This is a genomic window from Mycolicibacterium sp. XJ2546, assembly GCF_053483195.1.
In genome coordinates this window covers 1-18934 of record NZ_JBEFRW010000014.1, presented here as the reverse complement: position 1 = coordinate 18934, position 18934 = coordinate 1, and the positions used below count along the sequence as shown (strand labels likewise).

General features: G+C 66.6%; 18 protein-coding genes. 13 read left to right on the top strand and 5 right to left on the bottom strand.

The features are described from left to right. Position 1: 1 nt before the first annotated feature. The 9 genes from ABQE44_RS19970 (at position 2) to ABQE44_RS19930 (ending at position 9837) form a co-directional block, all read left to right on the top strand. Complete coding sequence (locus tag ABQE44_RS19970) at positions 2-1228, top strand: acetyl-CoA C-acetyltransferase (RefSeq protein ID WP_448431479.1); 1227 nt, start codon at positions 2-4, stop codon at positions 1226-1228. A 1-nt stretch (position 1229) separates the two neighbouring features. After that, positions 1230-2006, top strand: coding sequence for an enoyl-CoA hydratase/isomerase family protein (locus ABQE44_RS19965; protein WP_448395329.1), 777 nt, complete (start codon positions 1230-1232; stop codon positions 2004-2006). A gap of 22 nt (positions 2007-2028) precedes the next feature. Then, positions 2029-3327 carry an acyl-CoA dehydrogenase family protein gene (locus ABQE44_RS19960; RefSeq protein ID WP_448395328.1) on the top strand — a complete coding sequence of 433 codons (1299 nt, stop codon included), beginning with the start codon at positions 2029-2031 and terminating at the stop codon, positions 3325-3327. Between the two features lie 11 nt (positions 3328-3338). Beyond that, a complete protein-coding gene (locus tag ABQE44_RS19955) occupies positions 3339-4115 on the top strand; it encodes an SDR family NAD(P)-dependent oxidoreductase (protein WP_448395327.1) in 777 nt (258 codons plus the stop codon). A gap of 76 nt (positions 4116-4191) precedes the next feature. Further along, positions 4192-5319, top strand: a complete 1128-nt coding sequence (locus ABQE44_RS19950) for an LLM class flavin-dependent oxidoreductase (protein WP_448431477.1) — start codon at positions 4192-4194, stop codon at positions 5317-5319. Further along, positions 5316-6485: a sulfotransferase family protein gene (locus ABQE44_RS19945; RefSeq protein WP_448395325.1), complete on the top strand. Its 1170-nt coding sequence runs from the start codon at positions 5316-5318 to the stop codon at positions 6483-6485. Before ABQE44_RS19950 ends, ABQE44_RS19945 begins: the two co-directional genes overlap by 4 nt. A gap of 2 nt (positions 6486-6487) precedes the next feature. Beyond that, positions 6488-7252, top strand: coding sequence for a sugar phosphate isomerase/epimerase family protein (locus tag ABQE44_RS19940; RefSeq protein WP_448395324.1), 765 nt, complete (start codon positions 6488-6490; stop codon positions 7250-7252). Positions 7253-7261: 9 nt separating this feature from the next. Next, positions 7262-8476, top strand: coding sequence for a DUF1214 domain-containing protein (locus ABQE44_RS19935; RefSeq protein ID WP_448395323.1), 1215 nt, complete (start codon positions 7262-7264; stop codon positions 8474-8476). Next, positions 8473-9837 carry an amidase family protein gene (locus ABQE44_RS19930; RefSeq protein WP_448431475.1) on the top strand — a complete coding sequence of 455 codons (1365 nt, stop codon included), beginning with the start codon at positions 8473-8475 and terminating at the stop codon, positions 9835-9837. The genes ABQE44_RS19935 and ABQE44_RS19930 overlap by 4 nt, the downstream gene beginning before the upstream one ends. 48 nt (positions 9838-9885) lie before the next feature. Here ABQE44_RS19930 and ABQE44_RS19925 read toward each other — a convergent pair whose 3' ends face one another. From ABQE44_RS19925 to ABQE44_RS19905, 5 genes are all read right to left on the bottom strand, one after another. Then, the gene (locus ABQE44_RS19925; RefSeq protein WP_448395381.1) at positions 9886-10323 is read right to left on the bottom strand and encodes a hypothetical protein; all 438 of its coding nucleotides are present in this window, start codon (positions 10321-10323) and stop codon (positions 9886-9888) included. 63 nt (positions 10324-10386) lie between these two features. Then, a complete protein-coding gene (locus ABQE44_RS19920; protein WP_448395321.1) occupies positions 10387-11751 on the bottom strand; it encodes a cytochrome P450 in 1365 nt (454 codons plus the stop codon). Between the two features lie 25 nt (positions 11752-11776). After that, on the bottom strand, positions 11777-11971 hold the full coding sequence (locus ABQE44_RS19915) for a ferredoxin (RefSeq protein WP_448395320.1): 195 nt from the start codon (positions 11969-11971) through the stop codon (positions 11777-11779). A gap of 16 nt (positions 11972-11987) precedes the next feature. Next, the gene (locus ABQE44_RS19910) at positions 11988-12848 is read right to left on the bottom strand and encodes a mycofactocin-coupled SDR family oxidoreductase (RefSeq protein ID WP_448395319.1); all 861 of its coding nucleotides are present in this window, start codon (positions 12846-12848) and stop codon (positions 11988-11990) included. Between the two features lie 27 nt (positions 12849-12875). Beyond that, positions 12876-13574 (bottom strand): SDR family NAD(P)-dependent oxidoreductase, encoded by a 699-nt coding sequence (locus ABQE44_RS19905; RefSeq protein WP_448395318.1) that lies wholly within the window; start codon positions 13572-13574, stop codon positions 12876-12878. A 265-nt stretch (positions 13575-13839) separates the two neighbouring features. On the opposite strand from ABQE44_RS19905, the gene ABQE44_RS19900 reads away from it, so the two are divergent. The 4 genes from ABQE44_RS19900 to ABQE44_RS19885 are packed head-to-tail and all read left to right on the top strand — an operon-like array spanning position 13840 to position 18912. Continuing rightward, complete coding sequence (locus tag ABQE44_RS19900; protein WP_448431473.1) at positions 13840-15342, top strand: aldehyde dehydrogenase family protein; 1503 nt, start codon at positions 13840-13842, stop codon at positions 15340-15342. Beyond that, positions 15339-16547, top strand: a complete 1209-nt coding sequence (locus ABQE44_RS19895) for a CaiB/BaiF CoA transferase family protein (RefSeq protein ID WP_448395316.1) — start codon at positions 15339-15341, stop codon at positions 16545-16547. The genes ABQE44_RS19900 and ABQE44_RS19895 overlap by 4 nt, the downstream gene beginning before the upstream one ends. A 26-nt stretch (positions 16548-16573) precedes the next feature. After that, complete coding sequence (locus tag ABQE44_RS19890; RefSeq protein WP_448431471.1) at positions 16574-17749, top strand: Zn-ribbon domain-containing OB-fold protein; 1176 nt, start codon at positions 16574-16576, stop codon at positions 17747-17749. Continuing rightward, positions 17746-18912, top strand: coding sequence for a thiolase C-terminal domain-containing protein (locus ABQE44_RS19885; protein ID WP_448395314.1), 1167 nt, complete (start codon positions 17746-17748; stop codon positions 18910-18912). The genes ABQE44_RS19890 and ABQE44_RS19885 overlap by 4 nt, the downstream gene beginning before the upstream one ends. Positions 18913-18934: the final 22 nt, after the last annotated feature.

The following is an 18934-nucleotide window of genomic DNA, read 5'->3' as shown; positions in this document are numbered from 1 at the left end:
CATGGACGCCTGGATCGTCGACGCCGTACGCACACCCAGAGGCCGTGGTCGGGCGGACGGCGCCCTGAACGGGATCCACCCGCAGAAGTTGTTCGCCCAGTGCCTACAAGCTCTCTGCGCCAGAACGGGTTTCGACCCCGCTGAGGTCGACGACGTCATCGCCGGAAACGGGATTCTGACCGGTGAGCACGGCGACGACATCGCCCGTCTCTCGGTGCTGCTGGCGGGCTGGCCGCAAACCGTGCCGGGAATGACGCTCAACCGGTTCTGCGGTTCGGGGCAGCAGGCGATCACGGTCGCGGCGACCGGGGTGGCCAGCGGCGTGCAGGACCTGGTGGTGGCCGGCGGTGTCGAGTCGATGTCGCGCTGGGACCTCAGCGTCGGCGTTCCGACGATCGACGGCGACAATCCGGAGTTTCGCGAACGCCATCCCACGGTGCCGCAGGGCATCTCGGCGGATCTGATCGCCTCGCTGGAGAAGTTCAGCCGCGAGGATGTCGACGCGTACGCCGTCAAGAGCCAGCGGCGCGCCGCCGAAGCGATCGCGGCGGGATACTTCGACCGCTCGGTCATCGCGGTCACCGACGTCGACGGCGGTGTCGTCCTCGACCGTGACGAACATCCGAGGCCGGGTACGACCTTGGAGAAGCTGGCCAAGCTGCCACCGGCGTTCGCACGAATGGGTGCCGAGCGCGTTGACGGTGAGGTCGCCACGTTCGACGAGATCTGTCTCGACCGGTATCCGGGGCTGAAAGCCATTGACCACGTGCACCATGCGGGCAATTCTTCGGGTGTGGTCGACGGTGCGGCGGTGGCTGCGGTCGCTTCCCGACGGTGGCTCGACGCCAACGGCGTTGCCGCGCGGGCCCGGATCCGGTGCACGGCGGCAATCGGCAGCGAGCCGGTCATCATGCTCACCGCACCGGGACCGGCCGCCCAGCGGTGTCTGGAGAAGGCCGGTATGCGGGCCGACGATATCGACCTCTGGGAGATCAACGAGGCGTTCGCGGCAGTGCCGCTGAAGACGATCCGCGACCTCGACCTCGACCCAGCCCGGGTCAACGTCAACGGCGGGGCGATCGCGCTCGGCCACCCGATCGGAGCGACCGGGGCGATGCTCATCGGCACCGTGGTCGACGAACTAGAGCGTCGCGACCTGAACACCGGGCTGGTCACGATGTGCACCGGCGGCGGCATGGGTACCGCGACCATCCTCGAGCGGGTCTGACATGGCCGAGACGGTGCTGATCGACCGGGACCGGCCCGGTATCGTTGTGCTCCAACTGAACCGGCCCAAACAGCTCAATGCCATCAACGAGGTGATGCGCGACGAACTGACGCAGACATTCGCCGAGATCGCTACCGACACCACGGTCAACGCGGTCGCGCTGACCGGCGCCGGGCGCGGCTTCTGCGCCGGCATCGACGTGCGCAACTTTGGACCGGGAATGTTGGCGGCGACCGCACCGGCGATCGAACGGATGCGGTTCCAGGAGGCGATGGCTGCGCTGCCCGAGGCTATCCGCGCGTTGCCGCAACCGGTCATCGCCGCAGTCAACGGACCGTGCGTCGGCGCGGGCCTGGCGCTGACGCTGGCCGCCGACATCCGAATCTGTTCGACGGCAGCATCGTTCGCCAACGCCGCGATCCTGCTCGGCCTGTCCGGCGCCGAGATGGGCATGAGCTATCACCTGCCGCGCATCGTCGGAACCAGCGTGGCGGCGGACTGGATGTTGACAGGGCGCGCGGTGAACGCCGAGGAGGCCGACCGCCGTGGCCTGGTCAGCGAGATCGTCGAACCGGACCGGTTGACCGAGCGCGCATTCGAGATCGCCACGAGCATCGCCGACCTGTCCCCGTTGGGTGTGCAGCTGACCAAGCGCGCGCTGCAGGCCAACACCGACGCACCGCTGGACGCCGCGCTCGAGCTGGAGAACCGCAATCAGGTGCTCAGCCACGCCACCGACGAAGCTGCGCAGCGACGCCGCAAGTGGTCGGACTCCTGAAGCGCTTACGGAAGGACGAACTGTGGCTTGGGATTTCACGACCGACGCCGAGTGGGCCGAGCAGTTGGCGTGGGTCGAATCCTTCGTGCGTGCGGAATGCGAGCCCATCGACCTGATCGTCAAGGAGTCGCATGACCTCAACGATCCGGTGCGCCAGGCGCTGATCCCCCCGCTGCAAGAGATCGTGAAGGAGCGCGGGCTGTGGGCCACCCACCTGGGGGCGCACCTCGGCGGTCCCGGCTACGGTCAAGTCAAGCTCGCGCTGCTCAACGAGATTCTCGGCCGGTCTGAATGCGCGCCAATCGTATTCGGTTCGCAGGCGCCGGATTCCGGTAACAGCGAGATCCTCGCGCACTACGGCACGCCCGAACTCAAGAAGCGGTATCTGGAGCCGCTGCTGGACAACCGAATCGTGTCGTGCTTCTCGATGACCGAGCCCCATGGCGGCGCCGACCCGAAAGTCTTCACCACCACCGCCGCCCGCGACGGCGATCACTGGGTCATCAACGGTGAGAAGTGGTATTCGTCCTTCGCGTCGATGGCGTCGTTCATCATCGTGATGGCGATGACGGACCCCGAAGCGCCGCCGTATGAACGCTATTCGATGTTCGTGGTGCCCGGCGACACCCCGGGTATCAACGTGCTGCGCGACGTCGGGCTCGGCTACCAACCACTCGGCGGCGGCGGGCGCGAGGGATATGTCCGTTACGAGAACGTCCGGGTTCCCGACGACCACATGCTGGGCCCGCGCGGCGGTGCGTTCGTGGTGGCCCAGACCCGGCTCGGCGGCGGGCGCATCCACCACGCCATGCGCACCGTCGGGCTCGTCCGACGGATCTTCGACATGCTCACCGAACGGGCGGTGTCGCGCTACACCCAGGGCTCGGTGCTGGCCGACAAGCAGATGGTGCAGGAGATGATCGCCGACTCGTGGATGGAGATCGAGGCGTTCCGGCTGCTGACGCTGCAGACCGCGTGGAAGATCGACCAGTACAACGACTACAAGGCGGTGCGCGCGGACATCTCCGCCGTCAAGGCCATGATGCAGAAGGTGTTACACGACGTGTCGGCGCGGGCGTTGCAGTTGCACGGTTCGCTGGGCACCTCGCATGAGATGCCGTTCGTGCAGTACCTGACGGAGTCGTTCGTGCTCGGTCTGGCCGACGGGCCCACGGAGGTGCACAAGGTGACGCTGGCGCGGCTGCTGCTCAAAGATGTCGAGCCCGCGCCGGATGCGTTTCCGTCCGAGCACCTGCTGCGACTGCGACAAGCCGCCGAAGTCAAGTTCGCCGACAAACTCGCAGGCATTCCCCGCACGTAGGAGGTTCCACGATGTCGTGTGACGGCAAGGTCGCGCTGGTGACGGGTAGCAGCCGAGGCCTCGGTAAGGCGATCGCGCAGCGGCTGGCTGCCGAAGGCGCGACCGTCGCGTTGACCGCCCGCACACTCGAGCCCGATCCCAAATACCAAGGTTCGCTGCGCCAGACGCTCGAGGAGATCGAATCCGCGGGCGGATCGGCCATCGCCGTAGCGGCCGATCTGTCCGACAGCGAGCAGCGCAGCCGGTTGTTCGGCGAGGTGGTGCAGGAGGTCGGTGCGCCCGACATCCTGGTCAACAACGCCGCCGTGACGTTCCTGCGGCCCCTCGACGAGTTCCCCGAGCGACGAGTGCGGTTGATGATGGAGATGCACGTCATGGCGCCGCTGCATCTCGCGCAGATGGCGATCCCGGCGATGCGCGAGCGCGGGCGCGGCTGGGTGCTGAACGTGACGTCGGTCGGCGGCGACCTGCCGGAGGGTCCACCATTCTCGGAGTTCGACCGCAGCGCCGGGTTCGGGGTGTACGGCACGGTCAAGGCGGCGCTGAACCGGCTGACGAAAAGCCTTGCGGCCGAACTGTACGACGACGGCATCGCGGTCAACGCCGCGGCGCCGACGAATCCGGTCGCCACCGAGGGTGCGGGCGCACTCGACCTGGCCAAGACCGACACCGAGGACATCTCACTGATCACCGAGACCGCATTCCAGCTGTGCACCGGCGATCCGAAGACGTTGACCGGCCTTATTGCCCACACCCAAACGTTTCTGTCCGAGATCGGCCGATCATGAGCCGCGAGTGTGGGCATGCTTCACGCCATCCGGCGGTTTCGCGTGACGGTAATCCACGTTCGGCACGAAGGAAGCCGTGAAGGTTCAGCCGGCCGCCTACCTGCGCACCACCCTGCCGTTGGACCTGTCGCAGCTGCCCGAGCTGGACAGCGGCCGCTACCACTCGATCTGGCTGCCCGACCACATGGTCAGCTTCTGGCCGGACTCCATCTGGACACCGGAATTCACCGATCTGGCAACGGTTTCAAAGTCGCCGCACCGGCACCTCGACGCGATGGCGGTCGCGGCCGCTGCGGCGGTGTTGACCCGCAACGTCCCGCTGGTGACCAGCGTCGTCGACACGGTGCGACGTCATCCGTCGCTGCTTGCCCAAAGCGCGCTGACCATCGACCAGCTGGCCAAGGGCCGCTTCATCCTCGGCCTCGGCAGCGGCGAGACCGAGAACACCGTGCCCTACGGGTTCGACTTCACCAGGCCGGTCGGCCGCTTCGAAGAGGCGCTGCACGTGATCCGGCTGCTGTGGGACAGCGACGGCCCGGTCGACTTCGACGGGCGGTTCTACCGGTTGCGCCACGCGCGTCTAGACACCGAACCCTACGGCGACCGGTTCCCGCCGATCTGGATCGGGGCAAGCGGGCAGCGCACGCTGGACATCGTCGGGCGCTACGCCGACGGCTGGTGGCCGACCGGCGCATGGACGCCCGAGGACTACGCGCAAAAGCTCACCGCCGTAAGGTCTTTCGCGGACCGGGCCGGCCGCGATCCGATGGCCATCACCCCGTGCTACATCCAGGTGTGCCTGATCGCACGCGACGACGCCGCGCTCGCGGAGATCCTGACGGCACCGCTGGTGAAGGCGTTCCTGTTGCAGGTATCGGCGCCGCTACTGCGCAAATTCGGCTACGAGCACCCGATGGGGGAGAACTGGCGCGGTTATCAGGACATCGACCCCGCGGTGCTCACCCGAGAACGGATTCTCGATTTTCTTGCAGCGGTGCAGCCCGAGATGATCCTGGCGGTGATCCCGCACGGCACACCGAAACAGGTCGCACACACCGTCAAGGACTACGTCGATGCGGGCCTGCGGGTGCCCAAGATTCTCGACTACGGCGGGATGGCGGGCCTGCGGCACGCGGCGGCGTCGGCCCAGCACGTGCGCGAGGCCGAGGACGAACTTCTTCGGCTGTGTGGAGAAGTGCGGTGAGCGCACGGTTGGACGCGACCGCGATGCTGGACCGGGCGCAGGCCGACACCGGACTACAGGACTACGGTGACGTCAGCCTGCCGCAGCGATTCGCATTGGTCGTCGAGCACCTGAACAGCATCGGCTTGGACGCCGACGGTGCGCGAAGGGCCGCCGAGGTGTGTCACTGGCTGCTGACCACGCGGCTGCAGTTCTTCGAAGACCGTCGCCGATATCCGTTGGCGGGCGAAGTGATCGAGCGACCCATGTTCGTCACGGGCGAACCGCGTTCGGGTACCACGCTGATGCACGCGCTGATGTCGGTCGACCCCGACGCACGCGCCCTGCGCTTCTGGGAGGTGATGTACCCGTCACCGCCACCAGGGCTCGCCGCAGCAGACGATCCCCGCCGCGCCCGCGCGGACGCCGACTGGCGTGAGATCAACGCCAAACTACCGAAGTGGCTGCACAGCCACCCGTACAACGACATGCTCGGCGACGGTCTGCCCGAGGACGAACGCACCTGGGCCTTCGACTTCCGGGTGATGACACCGACAGCGTGGTGGCGAGTGCCGATGCCGACTGTCGTCGGCGGCCTGCCCACCGACCCCACGGCGCAGTACCGCATCCACAAGGCGATGCTGCAACAGTTCCAATACCGCCGGCCACGTAAACAGTGGGTGCTCAAGGGCTTCCACGGATTCCGGCTCAACGAGCTGTTTGCGGCCTATCCCGACGCGAAGCTGTTATGGCTGCACCGCGACCCCGTCCAGGTGGCGGCGTCGCGCACCATGATGATGGCCGACATCGGTGAAGGGATCGTCGGCTCCATCGACCTTGAGGCAGCGGCAAAGATGCACCTGGACCTGACCCGCGAGAGCATCGAGAACACGATGACCAACCCGCTGGTGAGCGACCCGCGGATCCTGCACGTGCGCTACACCGACTTCATCGCCGACCAGGTCGGCACCGTGCGCCGGTTCTACGACTTCTGCGGCCGGTCGCTGAGCGCGCACGCGGAGGCGGCGATGCGGGCCTACCTGGTGAACAATCCCGGCGACCGGCACGGCAAGTTCCGCTATTCGACATCGGTGCTGACCGACATCGGAGAGGACCTCGGCGCGCTGCACGAGGAATTCCGGCCGTTCCGGGAACGGTTCGGCGTCGAGATCGAGAAGCGGAACTGACCGTGCACGAACGGCTCTCGGTGCACAGCGTGACCTTCCTCGGTGCGCCGTCGGGCGAACTGCACCGGTATTGGCAGTCGCTGGGCCTGCGGCGGCTGAGCCTCATCGACACCCAGCTGACCGACCCGCAGCTGGCGCAGCTCGTCGCCCGGCACGGCTATGTGGTCGACTCGGTCTACCACCTGTTCCGCTCGACCGCGGCCCTGTCCCGGGTCATCGACGCCGCCGCGGCGGTGGACGCGCGCGTCGTCTACATGCTGACCGGAGGCCGCGGCGAGCACAGTTGGGAGCAGGCCGCCGAGCGGTTCTGTGCGGCGGTTGCGCCCTGCGTCAGGCAGGCCGAAAGCGCGGGGGTGACGCTGGCGATCGAAAATGCCTCGGCGCTATACGCCGATATGCACATCGCCCACACCCTTCGGGACACGATCACGCTGGCCGAGATGGCGGGGCTGGGTGTCTGCATCGACCTGTTCCACTGTTGGGCCGAAGCGGGCCTTGCCGGGCTGGTACAGCAGGCGTTGCCAATCACCCGACAGATCCAGCTGAGCGACTACGTGCTCGGCGACCGCGCCCTGCCGGCGCGCGCCGTACCCGGCGACGGCGCGATCCCGATCGAGCAGTTCATTGTGCTGGCGCTCGCGGGCGGCTATACCCACGGCTTCGACCTGGAATTGATCGGGCCGCGCATCGAGGCAGAAGGACAGTTCGACGCGGCGCGTCGCGGCTGTGAGACCGTAACCACCATGCTCGAAAGACTCGGCGCATAGGGGAGAGCGATGGCGTTCGGAGACGGCCCGGATGACGCCGCGCTGAACGCGGCGTGGGGAGAGTTCTGTGACCGGCTCAAGGCGGCGGGCCAACGGGTGTTCAAAGACCACAACGCCCCCACGGGTCTCCAGCGTGCCGACGGCTTCCGATTCCTCACCCAGAACCTCGGCCAGGCCTTCGACCTTGCGCTGGAAACCAAGGACAGCCGCTACCCGGCCATCCACACCTTCTGCAACCCCACCCGCAAGCTCGGCGGCGACTGTGCGGACTTTCTCTACCAGCAGGCATGGATCGACGGGCAGTCGACCTATCGCCTCGTCGGGGAGCGCGGCACCGCACGCTTTTTCAACATCACCGTGCAGGGGCCGAGGTCCGACGGGCCAGGCGTGCTGTCCGAACCCTTCGGAGATGTGCCCGAGGTGAACCTGTTCGGCGATCGGCTGGACGTCGAACCCGACGGCGCGTTCGAGATCTACATCGGCGGCCCGCAGCGCGGGCCGAACTGGCTGCCCACTACACCGGGCTCACGAAAACTCTTCATTCGGCAGGGCTTTGACTCCTGGCAGGAACGGCCCGCGCGGATGCGGATCGAGCGCGTCGGCATGGAAACCCCCAAACCGCCACCCACCGCGGCGTCGATGGTCGAGGCGATGCAGTGGGCAGGCGATTTCGTGACCGGGCTGATGGACGACTGGCCCGAGTACCCGTTCCGCTACGGAGGGGTGGACGCCGAACACCCCAACCGCTTCCCCGACGTCGACCGAACGGACGCGGACGCCAGGCGTGGCCGCGCGGCGGCGAACATGCACTGGGTGATCGGCCCCGACGAAGCGCTCGTCGTCGAGTTCGACGCCCACGAGGGGTTGTGGATGTTGACCAACATGGGTGTGTTCTTTACCAGCATGGACTACCTCTACCGGCCGGTGAGCTACACGCCCAGCCGAACCGCGGTCGACGGTGACGGCAAGATCCGCCTGGTGCTCGCACATCAGGATCCGGGGTACCACAACTGGATCGACACCCAGGGCTTCGAGCGCGGAAACCTCACCTACCGGCACATGCTCGACGGCGCGCCCGCCGAACTGCACACCCGACTCGTCAAGGTCGCCGACCTGGGCGATGTGCTGCCGCGCGATAGTGCAACCGTGAACCGCGGCGAGCGCATCACGCAGATGTGGCAGCGGTTCAACGCAATTCGGCAGCGTTACGGATGGGGACCATGACCGATATCACGCTACAGCCCGCTCGCCGCCTGGCCGAGGCCATTCGGCGGCGCGAGCTGTCCAGCCGTGAACTGCTCGAGCACCATCTGTCCCGTGTCGAGCGGTTCAACCCGCCGCTGAACGCCGTTGTGACAATCGATCCCGACGCCGCGCGCCGCGCGGCCGACGCCGCCGATGCCGCGCTGGCGCGCAACGAGACCGTCGGCCCATTGCACGGTGTGCCGATGACGGTCAAGGACACCTACGACACCGCGGGGATGCGCACCACCGCTGGGCATCCCGAGTGGGACCGTGTGCCCGACCACGACGCGCAGGCAGTCCGGCGGCTGCGCGCGGCAGGTGCGGTGATCTTCGGCAAGACCAACACGCCGACCCGCGCCGCCGACTGGCAGACGTACAATCCCATCTTCGGCACCACCAACAACCCGTGGGATACCAGCCGCACCCCAGGCGGCTCGTCGGGCGGTGCGGCCGCTGCGCTGGCCACCGGGATGACCGCGCTGGAACTCGGCAGCGATATCGCCGGATCCATTCGGGTGCCCGCGAATTGGTGCGGTGTGTGCGGGCATAAGCCGAGCTGGGGCATCGTGCCGCAGCGCGGACATCTGCCGCCGCCACCGGGGGCGCTGGCCGAAAGCGATCTCGGGGTGATGGGTCCCATGGCACGCGATGTCGCCGACCTCGAAGCCGCGCTCGACGTGCTCGCGGGACCGACCGAGCTGTCGGCCGTCGGCTGGCGCCTCGAACTGCCGCCGGCGCGCGCGTCGACGCTGGGTGAGTTGCGGATAGCCACATGGCTCGACGACGCGGACTACCCGGTGGAGTCCGACGTCGGCGCGGTGCTCGACGCGGCCGTGACCGCGTTGTCGGGGGCCGGTGCGCGGCTCGTCGACGCGAAACCTCCGGTGACGCTTGCCGAACTGGTCGGTCTGCACCAAATATTGCTGTACCCGCTGATGGACACGACATCGACACTGCTGCACCGCCAGTGGATGTCGGCCGACGAGCGGCGCCAACTGCTGCGAGCCAAGATGGCGGACTTCTTCGGTGACGTGGACGTGCTGCTGATGCCCGTCACCGTCGTGCCCGCCGTCACGCACGACCACCATGAGCCGTTCATCGAACGGCTCATCCCGTTTGGCGAGGAAAGTCGTTCGTACTTCGACCTTTTCGGCTGGGTGGGTCTTGCCACCGTGGCGTATCTGCCCGCCACGGCCGTTCCCGTCGGTCGCACCGCGACTGGGCTGCCCGTCGGGGTGCAGGTCGTCGGCCCCTATCTGGAGGACCGCACCACGCTTACGGTCGCGCGGCACATCGAAAGGCTGCTGGGCGGCTTCATCGCTCCGCCCGGCTTCACGTGATTTGTGTGCGTTTATGCGCGCTCAGCGCAACAAAACGCACACAAATCCTTACAGCCGGCGCAGCGCGAACGTCCAGAACTGGCTTCCCGGCGGACCACCGAAGCAGCCGACGTCGTACACCGAGTCGATGGTGCCGGCCAACGACACCTCGTCCCAGGAATAGGTGTCGCGGGTGGGCATCACATGCCCGGGGCATTGCAGACCGTCGGGCACGTCGACGGTCATCGTGTAGCGGCCGTCTTTGAGGAAGGCCTCGCCGTCGTATTCGTAGTAGAACTTCAACCGCGATATCCCGCTGACAGCCGCGCAGTCCGGTTGTTTGTGCGGATTGCACGGCGTGATGAACCACACCCACGACGCCCGGTTGTATCTATTGGTGAGCACGTCGTAGTTACCCCACGTCATCATCGCCGCAGCGGGCGGTGCTATCAATGTCGCCGCCGTCACCAGCGTCACTGCCGCGATGAGCGCCTTCAGGGCCTTCAACGATTTCACCAACGTCCTCCTGGCTGCATATCAAACCACCCGGTGGGGGATTGGGTGACTTCTTCAGGTGATAACGGCAGGTTCCTTGCGTTCGGTGATCGGTCGCGCGAGGTCTTGCTCGTTACAAATGCGTTGCAACTTCTCAAGAGTCTCGTCGAGGCCCGGGCCCAGCGGCTTGCTCGGGGTGAAGGTGGCGGGCAGGTTGCGCATGCCCTGGATGACGCCGATCGTCTCGTAGTGCACGGTGCCTTCCGGGTCACACACGTAGTCGGGCATCCGGTCGAGCACCGCCGTCAGCATCGACTTGAACACCGTGCGCGCGACGTTGGACCCCACGCATCGGTGCACTCCTATCCCGAAGCTGAAGTGGCGGTTGCCTTTTCGGTCCAGCACGATCTCGTTGGGCTTGTCGAACACCGCGGGGTCGCGGTTGGCCATCGCCCACGACAGCCACAGCCGCTCGAACTTCTGGAACTGCTGACCTTCGACCTCGACGTCCTCGGCGAAGGTGCGGCCGTCCCCGGGCGCGGGCGTGAAGAAGCGCAGGAACTCCTCGGTCGCCGGGTGCAGCAGCGTGTCGCGCTCACGGCTGAGCCGTTCCCGCTCGTCGGGGTGCTCGCCGAGCCACTCCAGCGCATGCGCGGTGAGCGCGGTGGTGGTGTCGAAGCCGCCGCCGATGATCAGACCGAGGTTGCCGAGAATCTCCATGTCGGGCGCGGGTTCACCGTCGATGCGCAACTGCAGCAGCGCATTGACCAGGCCGGGACGCGGATTCTCGCGGATCTCCATCATGTTGTTGATGATGTCGATGCCCATTTCGCGGTGCTGCTCGTTGATCTTCTCGCGCTCGGGTGCGTGCTCGGGGGTGTACACCGACGCGTGGGTGGGCTCGCTGTAGACGTTCCACTTCTTGAGCTCGATGCCCATCATCGCGAGCGTGAACACCGCGGGCACCACGTTGGCCAGGTGCTCGACGAAGTCGATTCGGCCGCTTTCGATGTGTTCGTCGAGTGCGGCGCGGGTGATCTCATCGACAAACGGTTCCCAGCGCTTGATCGCGGCGGGCGACAGATACGGATTGAGCGCGCCGCGGTAGATGCTGTGCTCGGGCTCGTCCATCTCGAGGATCCCGCCGCGCACGACGGTGGCCCGACTGGCTTTCGGGATCGTGATGCCTTGGAACGGTGTCTCGCCGGTGATGTCGTGATGGTTGGACACCGCCGGGCAGCGCGCCAGCTCGAACACGTACTTGCTGTCGGCGGCGACCCAGTGCCCGTTGTAGGTGTCGGTCCATGCGATCGGACACCGGGACTGCATTTCCTCGGTGATCTTTTCGAACTGCAACCGGTATTCCGGTGTGTGGCGATCGAAGTGATACCGATTCTTCTTGCGATCGCTGTCGGCGGCGCTCAAGTCGTCGACGCTCACGTCTGCTCTCCTGTGTTCTGCTGGGTCACTCTTCGATCGTGATGGCTTGCTCTGGGCAGGACTGCGCGGCTTCGCGCACCGCGTCCTGCTGATCCGGTGGAACCACTTCGTTGACCGGCGACGAGGTGCCGTCAATATCGCTGAGCTCGAACGAATTCGGCGCGATCATCGCGCACAGCGTGTGGCCCTGGCACCGTTCGGAGTCGACGTAAACCTTCATCTGCGTTGACCTCCGGTTAGTTGTGGTAGTCGTACCACTTGAGATAGCCGCCGGCGTCCACCCGTATCTGCATCCCGGTTACGTAACGGGCTTCGTCGGAGGCCAACCACAACACGGCGTTGCTGATGTCCTCGGGCTCGATCCACGGCACCTTCATCGCCTGCTGCACATAGAACACCGGCTCGGCGTCCTGCAGCGTCGGCTTCTCCAGGTCGGGGCGGAACGACCGGTACATCGGTTCGCTGCGCAACATGTCGGTGTTGCAGTTGGTCGGATGCACCACGTTGGCCCGGATGCCGCGCGGGGCCAGTTCGGTCGCCAGGTCGTGGACGTACGCCGACAGCGCGCGCTTGGAGTGCACGTAGGCCATGCCACCCGGATCGTTGCCGGGATCGTTCTTCTGGTGGGTGTCCATCAGCGCCGCGGTGGATCCCGTCGCCACGATCGCCGCGCCCTCAGACAGATGCGGCAGCGCGACGTTGATCGCGTTGATCGTGCCGACCAGGTTGGTGTTGATGACGTCGACCCAGGCTTGAAGCGGCGGTTGGCCTTTCATGCCGGCGACGCCCGCCTGGGCGACGACGATGTCGACCTTACCGAACTCGCCGATACCGCGCTCCAACGCCTCACGCAGCTGGGCGGCTTCGCGGACGTCGGCCTGCGCGGTCACCGCGGTGCGGCCGGTCTTCTCGACGAGCTTGCCGGTCTCCTCGAGGTCCTCCGGGGTGGCCATCGAATAACCGATGGTCGGGATGTCTTGGCACAGGTCGACCGCGATGATGTCGGCGCCCTCTTCGGCCAGCCGCACCGCGTGGCTGCGGCCCTGTCCGCGCGCCGCGCCGGTGACGAATGCGACCTTTCCTTGTACGCGTCCCACTTCGTTGTGTCCTTTCGTTATCGGCAGTTAGGTGTTTCGGCCGCCGTTGACGCCCAAGATCTGTCCGGTGATATAGCCCGCCTCCTCCGAGACGAGAAACGCGCAAGCGGCCGCGATGTCCTCGGGCCTGCCGATGCGGCGCACCGGCGTGGTGTCGATGCTCTCCTGCACCTTGAGGTAACCGCGTTCTTCGGACTTGCGCAGCATCGGGGTGTCGATGAACCCGGGCGGCACGGCGTTGACCGTGATGCCGCTCGGCCCGTATTCCAGCGCCAGTGATTTGGTCAGCCCGTTGACCGCCGACTTGGCCGCCACGTACGGCGACATGTACGGCTGCCCGGAATGGGTGCTGGACGAGGAGATGTTGACGATGCGGCCCCAGCCGGCCTCGATCATGTCGGGCAGCACGGCCTGCACACAGTGGAAGACACCGTTGAGGTTGACGTCGATCACCTTCTGCCAGTCCTCGAACGTGATGTCGGTGAAGCGCTTGAAGCGTTCCAGGCCGGCCGCGTTGACCAGAACCGTCACGGGCCCGAGTTGGGCGCGCACCGCGGCGAGCGCGTCATCGATCTGCGAGCGGTCGGTCACATCGGCGGTGTAGGCGAACTCGGCGTCGGATGCAGTGATGTCGATCGTGGCGACGTGCAGACCGTCGGCGCGCAACCGATGCGCGATGGCAGCTCCGATGCCCGAACCACCACCGGTCACGACGGCGTTCTTCATGCCACCGCCCGAACGTCAACTATCAAGAATCGTCCTTCCGAATATGAGAACCGTACTCTCGGCAACTGTGATCCCGCAAGACATCACGCCTGTTCGATTCGCATCGATGAGACGTCGAGCCGACGATTGTCGCACCATTAAAGCGCAGGCAGCAGGGATTCTGATCATTTCCTTGAGTTCTCTTCGTACGAATGTATGATTCGCCGAGGATGAGAATGAAGTTTCCATCACATTGCACCAGATGGGACGTGTGCTGAGGAGGACGATGCAGGAAGCGACCACGATCCCGAAGGGCAATCAGCCGGCGGACACCGCCGCCGGGAAAGCCGACCGACGCATGTTGATCGACGGGCAGCTGCTCGAGACCTCGCGGACGTTTCGTTCTGTTAATCCGGCCACCGGCGAGGTGCTCGGCCACGCCCCCGACGCCACCGTCGCCGACGCCCACGCGGCGGTCGCAGCGGCGCGTCGAGCGTTCGACGAAACCGCCTGGGCGACGGATGCGCAGCTTCGTATTAGGTGCCTGGAACAGTTGCATCAGGCGCTCGTCGAGCACCGCGACGAACTCGCCGACCTGACCATCGCCGAAGTCGGCGCGACGCCCGCGCTGTGCGCGGGAGCCCAGCTCGACCAGCCGATCGCGATCGTGCGGTACTACGCCGACCTGCTGAAGAGCTATCCGATGACCGAAGACCTCGGCAACATCGAAAGCCGCGGCATGCAACATCACCGCTGGGTGGAGAAGGAAGCCGCCGGCGTGGTGGCCGCGATCATCGCCTACAACTATCCCAACCAGCTGGCCCTGGCCAAGCTCGGTCCCGCACTGGCCGCCGGGTGCACCGTCGTGCTCAAGGCCGCGCCGGACACCCCGTTGATCACGCTCGCGCTCGGCGAGCTGATCGCCAACCACACCGACATCCCGGCCGGCGTCGTCAACGTGCTCAGCGGGGCCGATCCCGATGTGGGTGCGGCGTTGACCATCAGCGCCGACGTCGACATGGTCACCTTCACCGGTTCGACGCCGACCGGCAGGCGGATCATGTCGGCCGCCAGCGAGACCCTCAAGCGCGTCTTTCTCGAACTGGGCGGCAAGTCCGCGGCGATCGTGCTCGACGACGCCGACTTCAACACCGCCGCGTTGTTCAGCGCCTTCAGCATGGTCACCCACGCCGGGCAGGGCTGTGCGCTGACGTCGCGGCTGTTGGTACCACGCAAACACCACGACGAGATCGTCGAACTGGTCAAGAACAACTTCGGTCTGGTGCGGTACGGCAACCCGGCCGACGAGGGCATCTACATGGGGCCACTGATCAGCGAGCAGCAGCGCGACAAGGTCGACGGCATGGTCAAGCGGGCCGTCGAAGCGGGCGCCACGCTGGTGACCGGAGGCCAGAAGGTCGATCCCGGCTTCTTCTACACGCCCACGCTGCTGACCGACGTCGACCCCGACAGCGAGATCGCCCAGGAGGAGGTGTTCGGGCCGGTGCTGGCCATCATCGCTTACGAGGACGACGACGACGCGGTGCGCATCGCCAACAACTCGATCTACGGGTTGTCGGGGGCGGTGTTCGGCAGCCAGGAGCGGGCGCTGCGGGTGGCCCGCCGGATCCGCACCGGCACCTTCTCCATCAACGGCGGCAACTACTTCAGCCCCGACAGCCCGTTCGGCGGCTACAAACAGTCGGGCATCGGACGCGAAATGGGCACCGCAGGTTTGGAGGAATTCTTGGAATCCAAGACGTTCGCGACGGTGGTGGGGCAGCAATGAGCAAGCCACTGGAGGGAATCCGCGTCCTCGAGGTCGCGATGTACGGCTTCGTGCCGTCCGCCGGTGCCGTGCTGCGCGAATGGGGCGCCGACGTCATCAAGGTCGAACACGCGGTGACGGGTGATCCGCAGCGCGGTCTGCGCCAGACCGGGCTGCTGCGCGTCGAAGGCGACCCCAACCCCAACATCGAGCACGCCAACCGGGGCAAGCGCAGCATCGGGCTGGACATGTCGGTGCCGGAGGGCCGAGAAGTGCTGTTGGACCTGGCCCGCCGCGCCGACGTGTTCCTGACCAGCTTCCTGCCCGCGCATCGTGAGAAGTTCAGCATCGACGTCGACGACATCCGCGCGGTCAACCCCGCGATCATCTACGCGCGGGGCAGCGCGCTGGGCCCACGCGGTGAGGAGTCGGTGAAGGGCGGATACGACATGACCGCCTTCTGGTGCCGCGCGGGCACCGCCGCGACCATCACCCCACCGGGCACCCCCGGCATGGTCGGTCCACCCGGACCGGCCTACGGCGACACCATCTCCGGCACCAACCTGGCCGGCGGGATCGCCGCCGCGCTGCTCAAGCGCGAGCGGACCGGCGAGACGTCGGTCGTCGACGTCTCCCTGCTGGGCAGCGGGCTGTGGTCGCTGGGCCATACCGTCGCGCTGACCAAACACCTCGGCCAACGTATGGAGGCGTTTCCGCCCGGCGTGCACGGCTCGCCGATCAACCCCCTTGTCGGGCTGTACCCGACGGCCGACGACCGCTACATCTCCTTTGTGATGATGCAGCCCACCAAGTTCTGGGCCGACGTGTGCCGCCACATGGACCTCGAGGAACTCATCGACGACCCGCGGTTCGCCACCACCGAGTCGATCGCGGAGAACACCGAGGCCGCAACGGAGATCCTCAAAGAGGCCATGGCCAAGCGCCCGCTCGCCGAGTGGAGCGAACGCTTCGCGACGCTGCTCGGACCGTGGGCGCCGGTGCAGGACACCCTGCAGGCGGCCGAGGACGCCCAAATCCGCGCCAACGAATATCTGGTGCCCGCGGGCGAGCTCGAACTGGTCGCGAACCCGGTGCAGTTCGATGTCAAGGCGCCTGAAACCGCACCCGCGCCCAGCTTTGCAGAGCAAACTGACGAAATATTGCTGGAACTCGGCTTGGATTGGGACCGCATCATCGAACTCAAGACGGCCGGCGCGGTCACCTAGGTTGCTGAGAGGTTCTGGATCACCAAATGCCCCATGTCGCTTCGATCGGCACCTACCTGCCGTGTTGGGGTAGCCCCACACGCCGGGTGCCGGGCGACGACGAAGACGCCATCACGCTGGCCGTCGAAGCCGGCCGTGCGGCGTTGCTGGCTAGTGGCGCAGTAGAACGCGTCGTCCTGGTCAGCCGCAACATGCCGATGTTGGACAGCAGCAGCGCCGCGGTGCTGCTGGCCGGGCTGGGCCTGGACCCGGAACTGGAAGTCGACGAACGCCTCGGTGGCGCGCCCGCGACCGTCGACGCGCTGAGCTCGGCGCGGCCGCGCACGCTGATTATCGGCAGCGATCTCGAACCCGCCGGCGCCGCCGCCGTCCTGACCGCCGAGCGCGGCCTGAAGGTCCGCACCGCGGCGCGCATCGCGCGCAGCCTTCCGGTGCGCACCCGCAAAGCGACCGGCGACGTGCACGACTACGGCGACCCCCGGTTGCTGCACGAGCGGGGACTCATCGCCTCCCTGGAAGCCGCCTGGCTGGACACCCCGGCCGCGGTAGCCGGGGTGGACCACGCCACCGCGGTGGAGCTGAGCATCGGCGATCCGCCCGAGTTGCCGACCGTCGGGGCGAGCTCCAGCCTGTTCGCGCTAGCCGGGATGGCCGAACGAAGCGCGACGGGGCCACTGGTGGCGGTCGAACAAGCCACCCTGTCCGGCATCACGGTCACCGAAGGCGTGGCCGAACTGCACCGCCGCGAGCCCCCGCCGCAACCGATGCCCGACGGCCAGTACGTCGCAGACGCCGATCTGCCGATCTCACTGGCCGCATACGAGCGGGCCTTCGAAGCCAAAACCCGTTGGGAAGCAGGCAGCTTCGCCGACGGCGACACGCTGGACTTTCCGCCGCGCTACCGGCTCGCCGACGACGGGACGCTGTCCACCGGTTACGAACTGGTGCCGCTGCCCAGAACGGGAGCGGTGTACACCGAGACCACAGTGCAGATGCCGGTGCCCGGTCTGCGCACTCCCTATTCGCTGGTGATCGTCGAACTCGACGGCGTCGGGGTCCGCGCGCTGGTCAAGGTGACCGGAGCCGCGCCCGGCACGGTCGACATCGGTGACCGCGGCCGGTTGGCGCTGCGCCGCGTCGCAGTGCGCAGCGGCGTGCCCGACTACGGCTACATGTTCGAGCCAGAACAGGTCGTGGCATGAGACGCGTCGCGGTCGTCGGCGCCGGAATGACAGCGTTCGGCGAGCATTTCGCGCTCGGCATGAAAGACCTGCTGCCGATGGCATTCGCCGAGTGTGCAACCAGCGTGGACAAGGGCATCGCCAAACACGACCTGCAGGCCGCCTGGTTCGGGGCGATGGGCACCGCCGACGGGTTCCCCGCCGGAATCCTCGCCGACACGCTCGGATTGCCCGACCTGCCGGTCACCCGGGTGGAAAACTCGTGCGCCACCGGAAACGACGCGGTACGCAACGCGTTGTTCGCCGTCGCCTCTGGCGCTTTCGACGTCGCTCTGGTCATGGGAGCCGATAAGCTGCGCGACACCACATCAGCGGACATGGTGTGGGAGTGGGAGGCGATGGCCCGTGACATGGCGTGGGACTACCCGCTGGGCCTCGTCTCGCCTGCCGGATTCGCGCTGCACGTTCGGCGTTACCTGCACGAGTCACCCGCTACCCGCGAGCACCTGGCGATGGTCGCGGTGAAGAACCACCGCCACGGCGTCAACAACCCCAAGGCGCGGTTGCGCTTCGAGATCACCATCGAGCAGGCGCTTCAGGCGCCGGTGATCGTCACGCCGTTCGGGTTGTATGACTGTGCTCCGCAAAGCGACGGTGCAGCAGCGCTGATCCTGGCTGCCGAAGACGTGGCCGACCGCTTCACCGACCGGCCTGTGTGGGTGAGGGGAGTCGGCCTGGGCTTGGATTCGGTGATGCATCAACACAAACCGGATATGACGACGTTTCCCGCGACGGTCCGGGCGGCCAAGCAGGCATTCACCATGGCCGGTATGACACCCGCCGACGTCGATGTGGCCGAAGTCCACGATTTCTTTACCGGCATCGAGTTGATCAGCTATGAAGATCTCGGCTTCGCAGAGCGCTTCGGTGGCTACAAGCTTGTCGAGACCGACGTCACCAGTGTTGGCGGTGCGCTGCCGGTCAACCCCAGCGGCGGACTGAAGGCCAAAGGCCATCCACCGGGGGCCACCGGGGTGGCGCAATGCGTCGAGCTTTTCCAGCAGCTCCGTGGAGACGCGGTCAACCAAGTGGACGGAGCGCGGATCGCCTTGGCGCACAATATCGGTGGGCCGACGGCCGTCTCTGCCGTCACGATCCTGGAAGGAGCCGGTCATGGCTGTTAAGGGTCCGGAGCGGTGGGCGGTG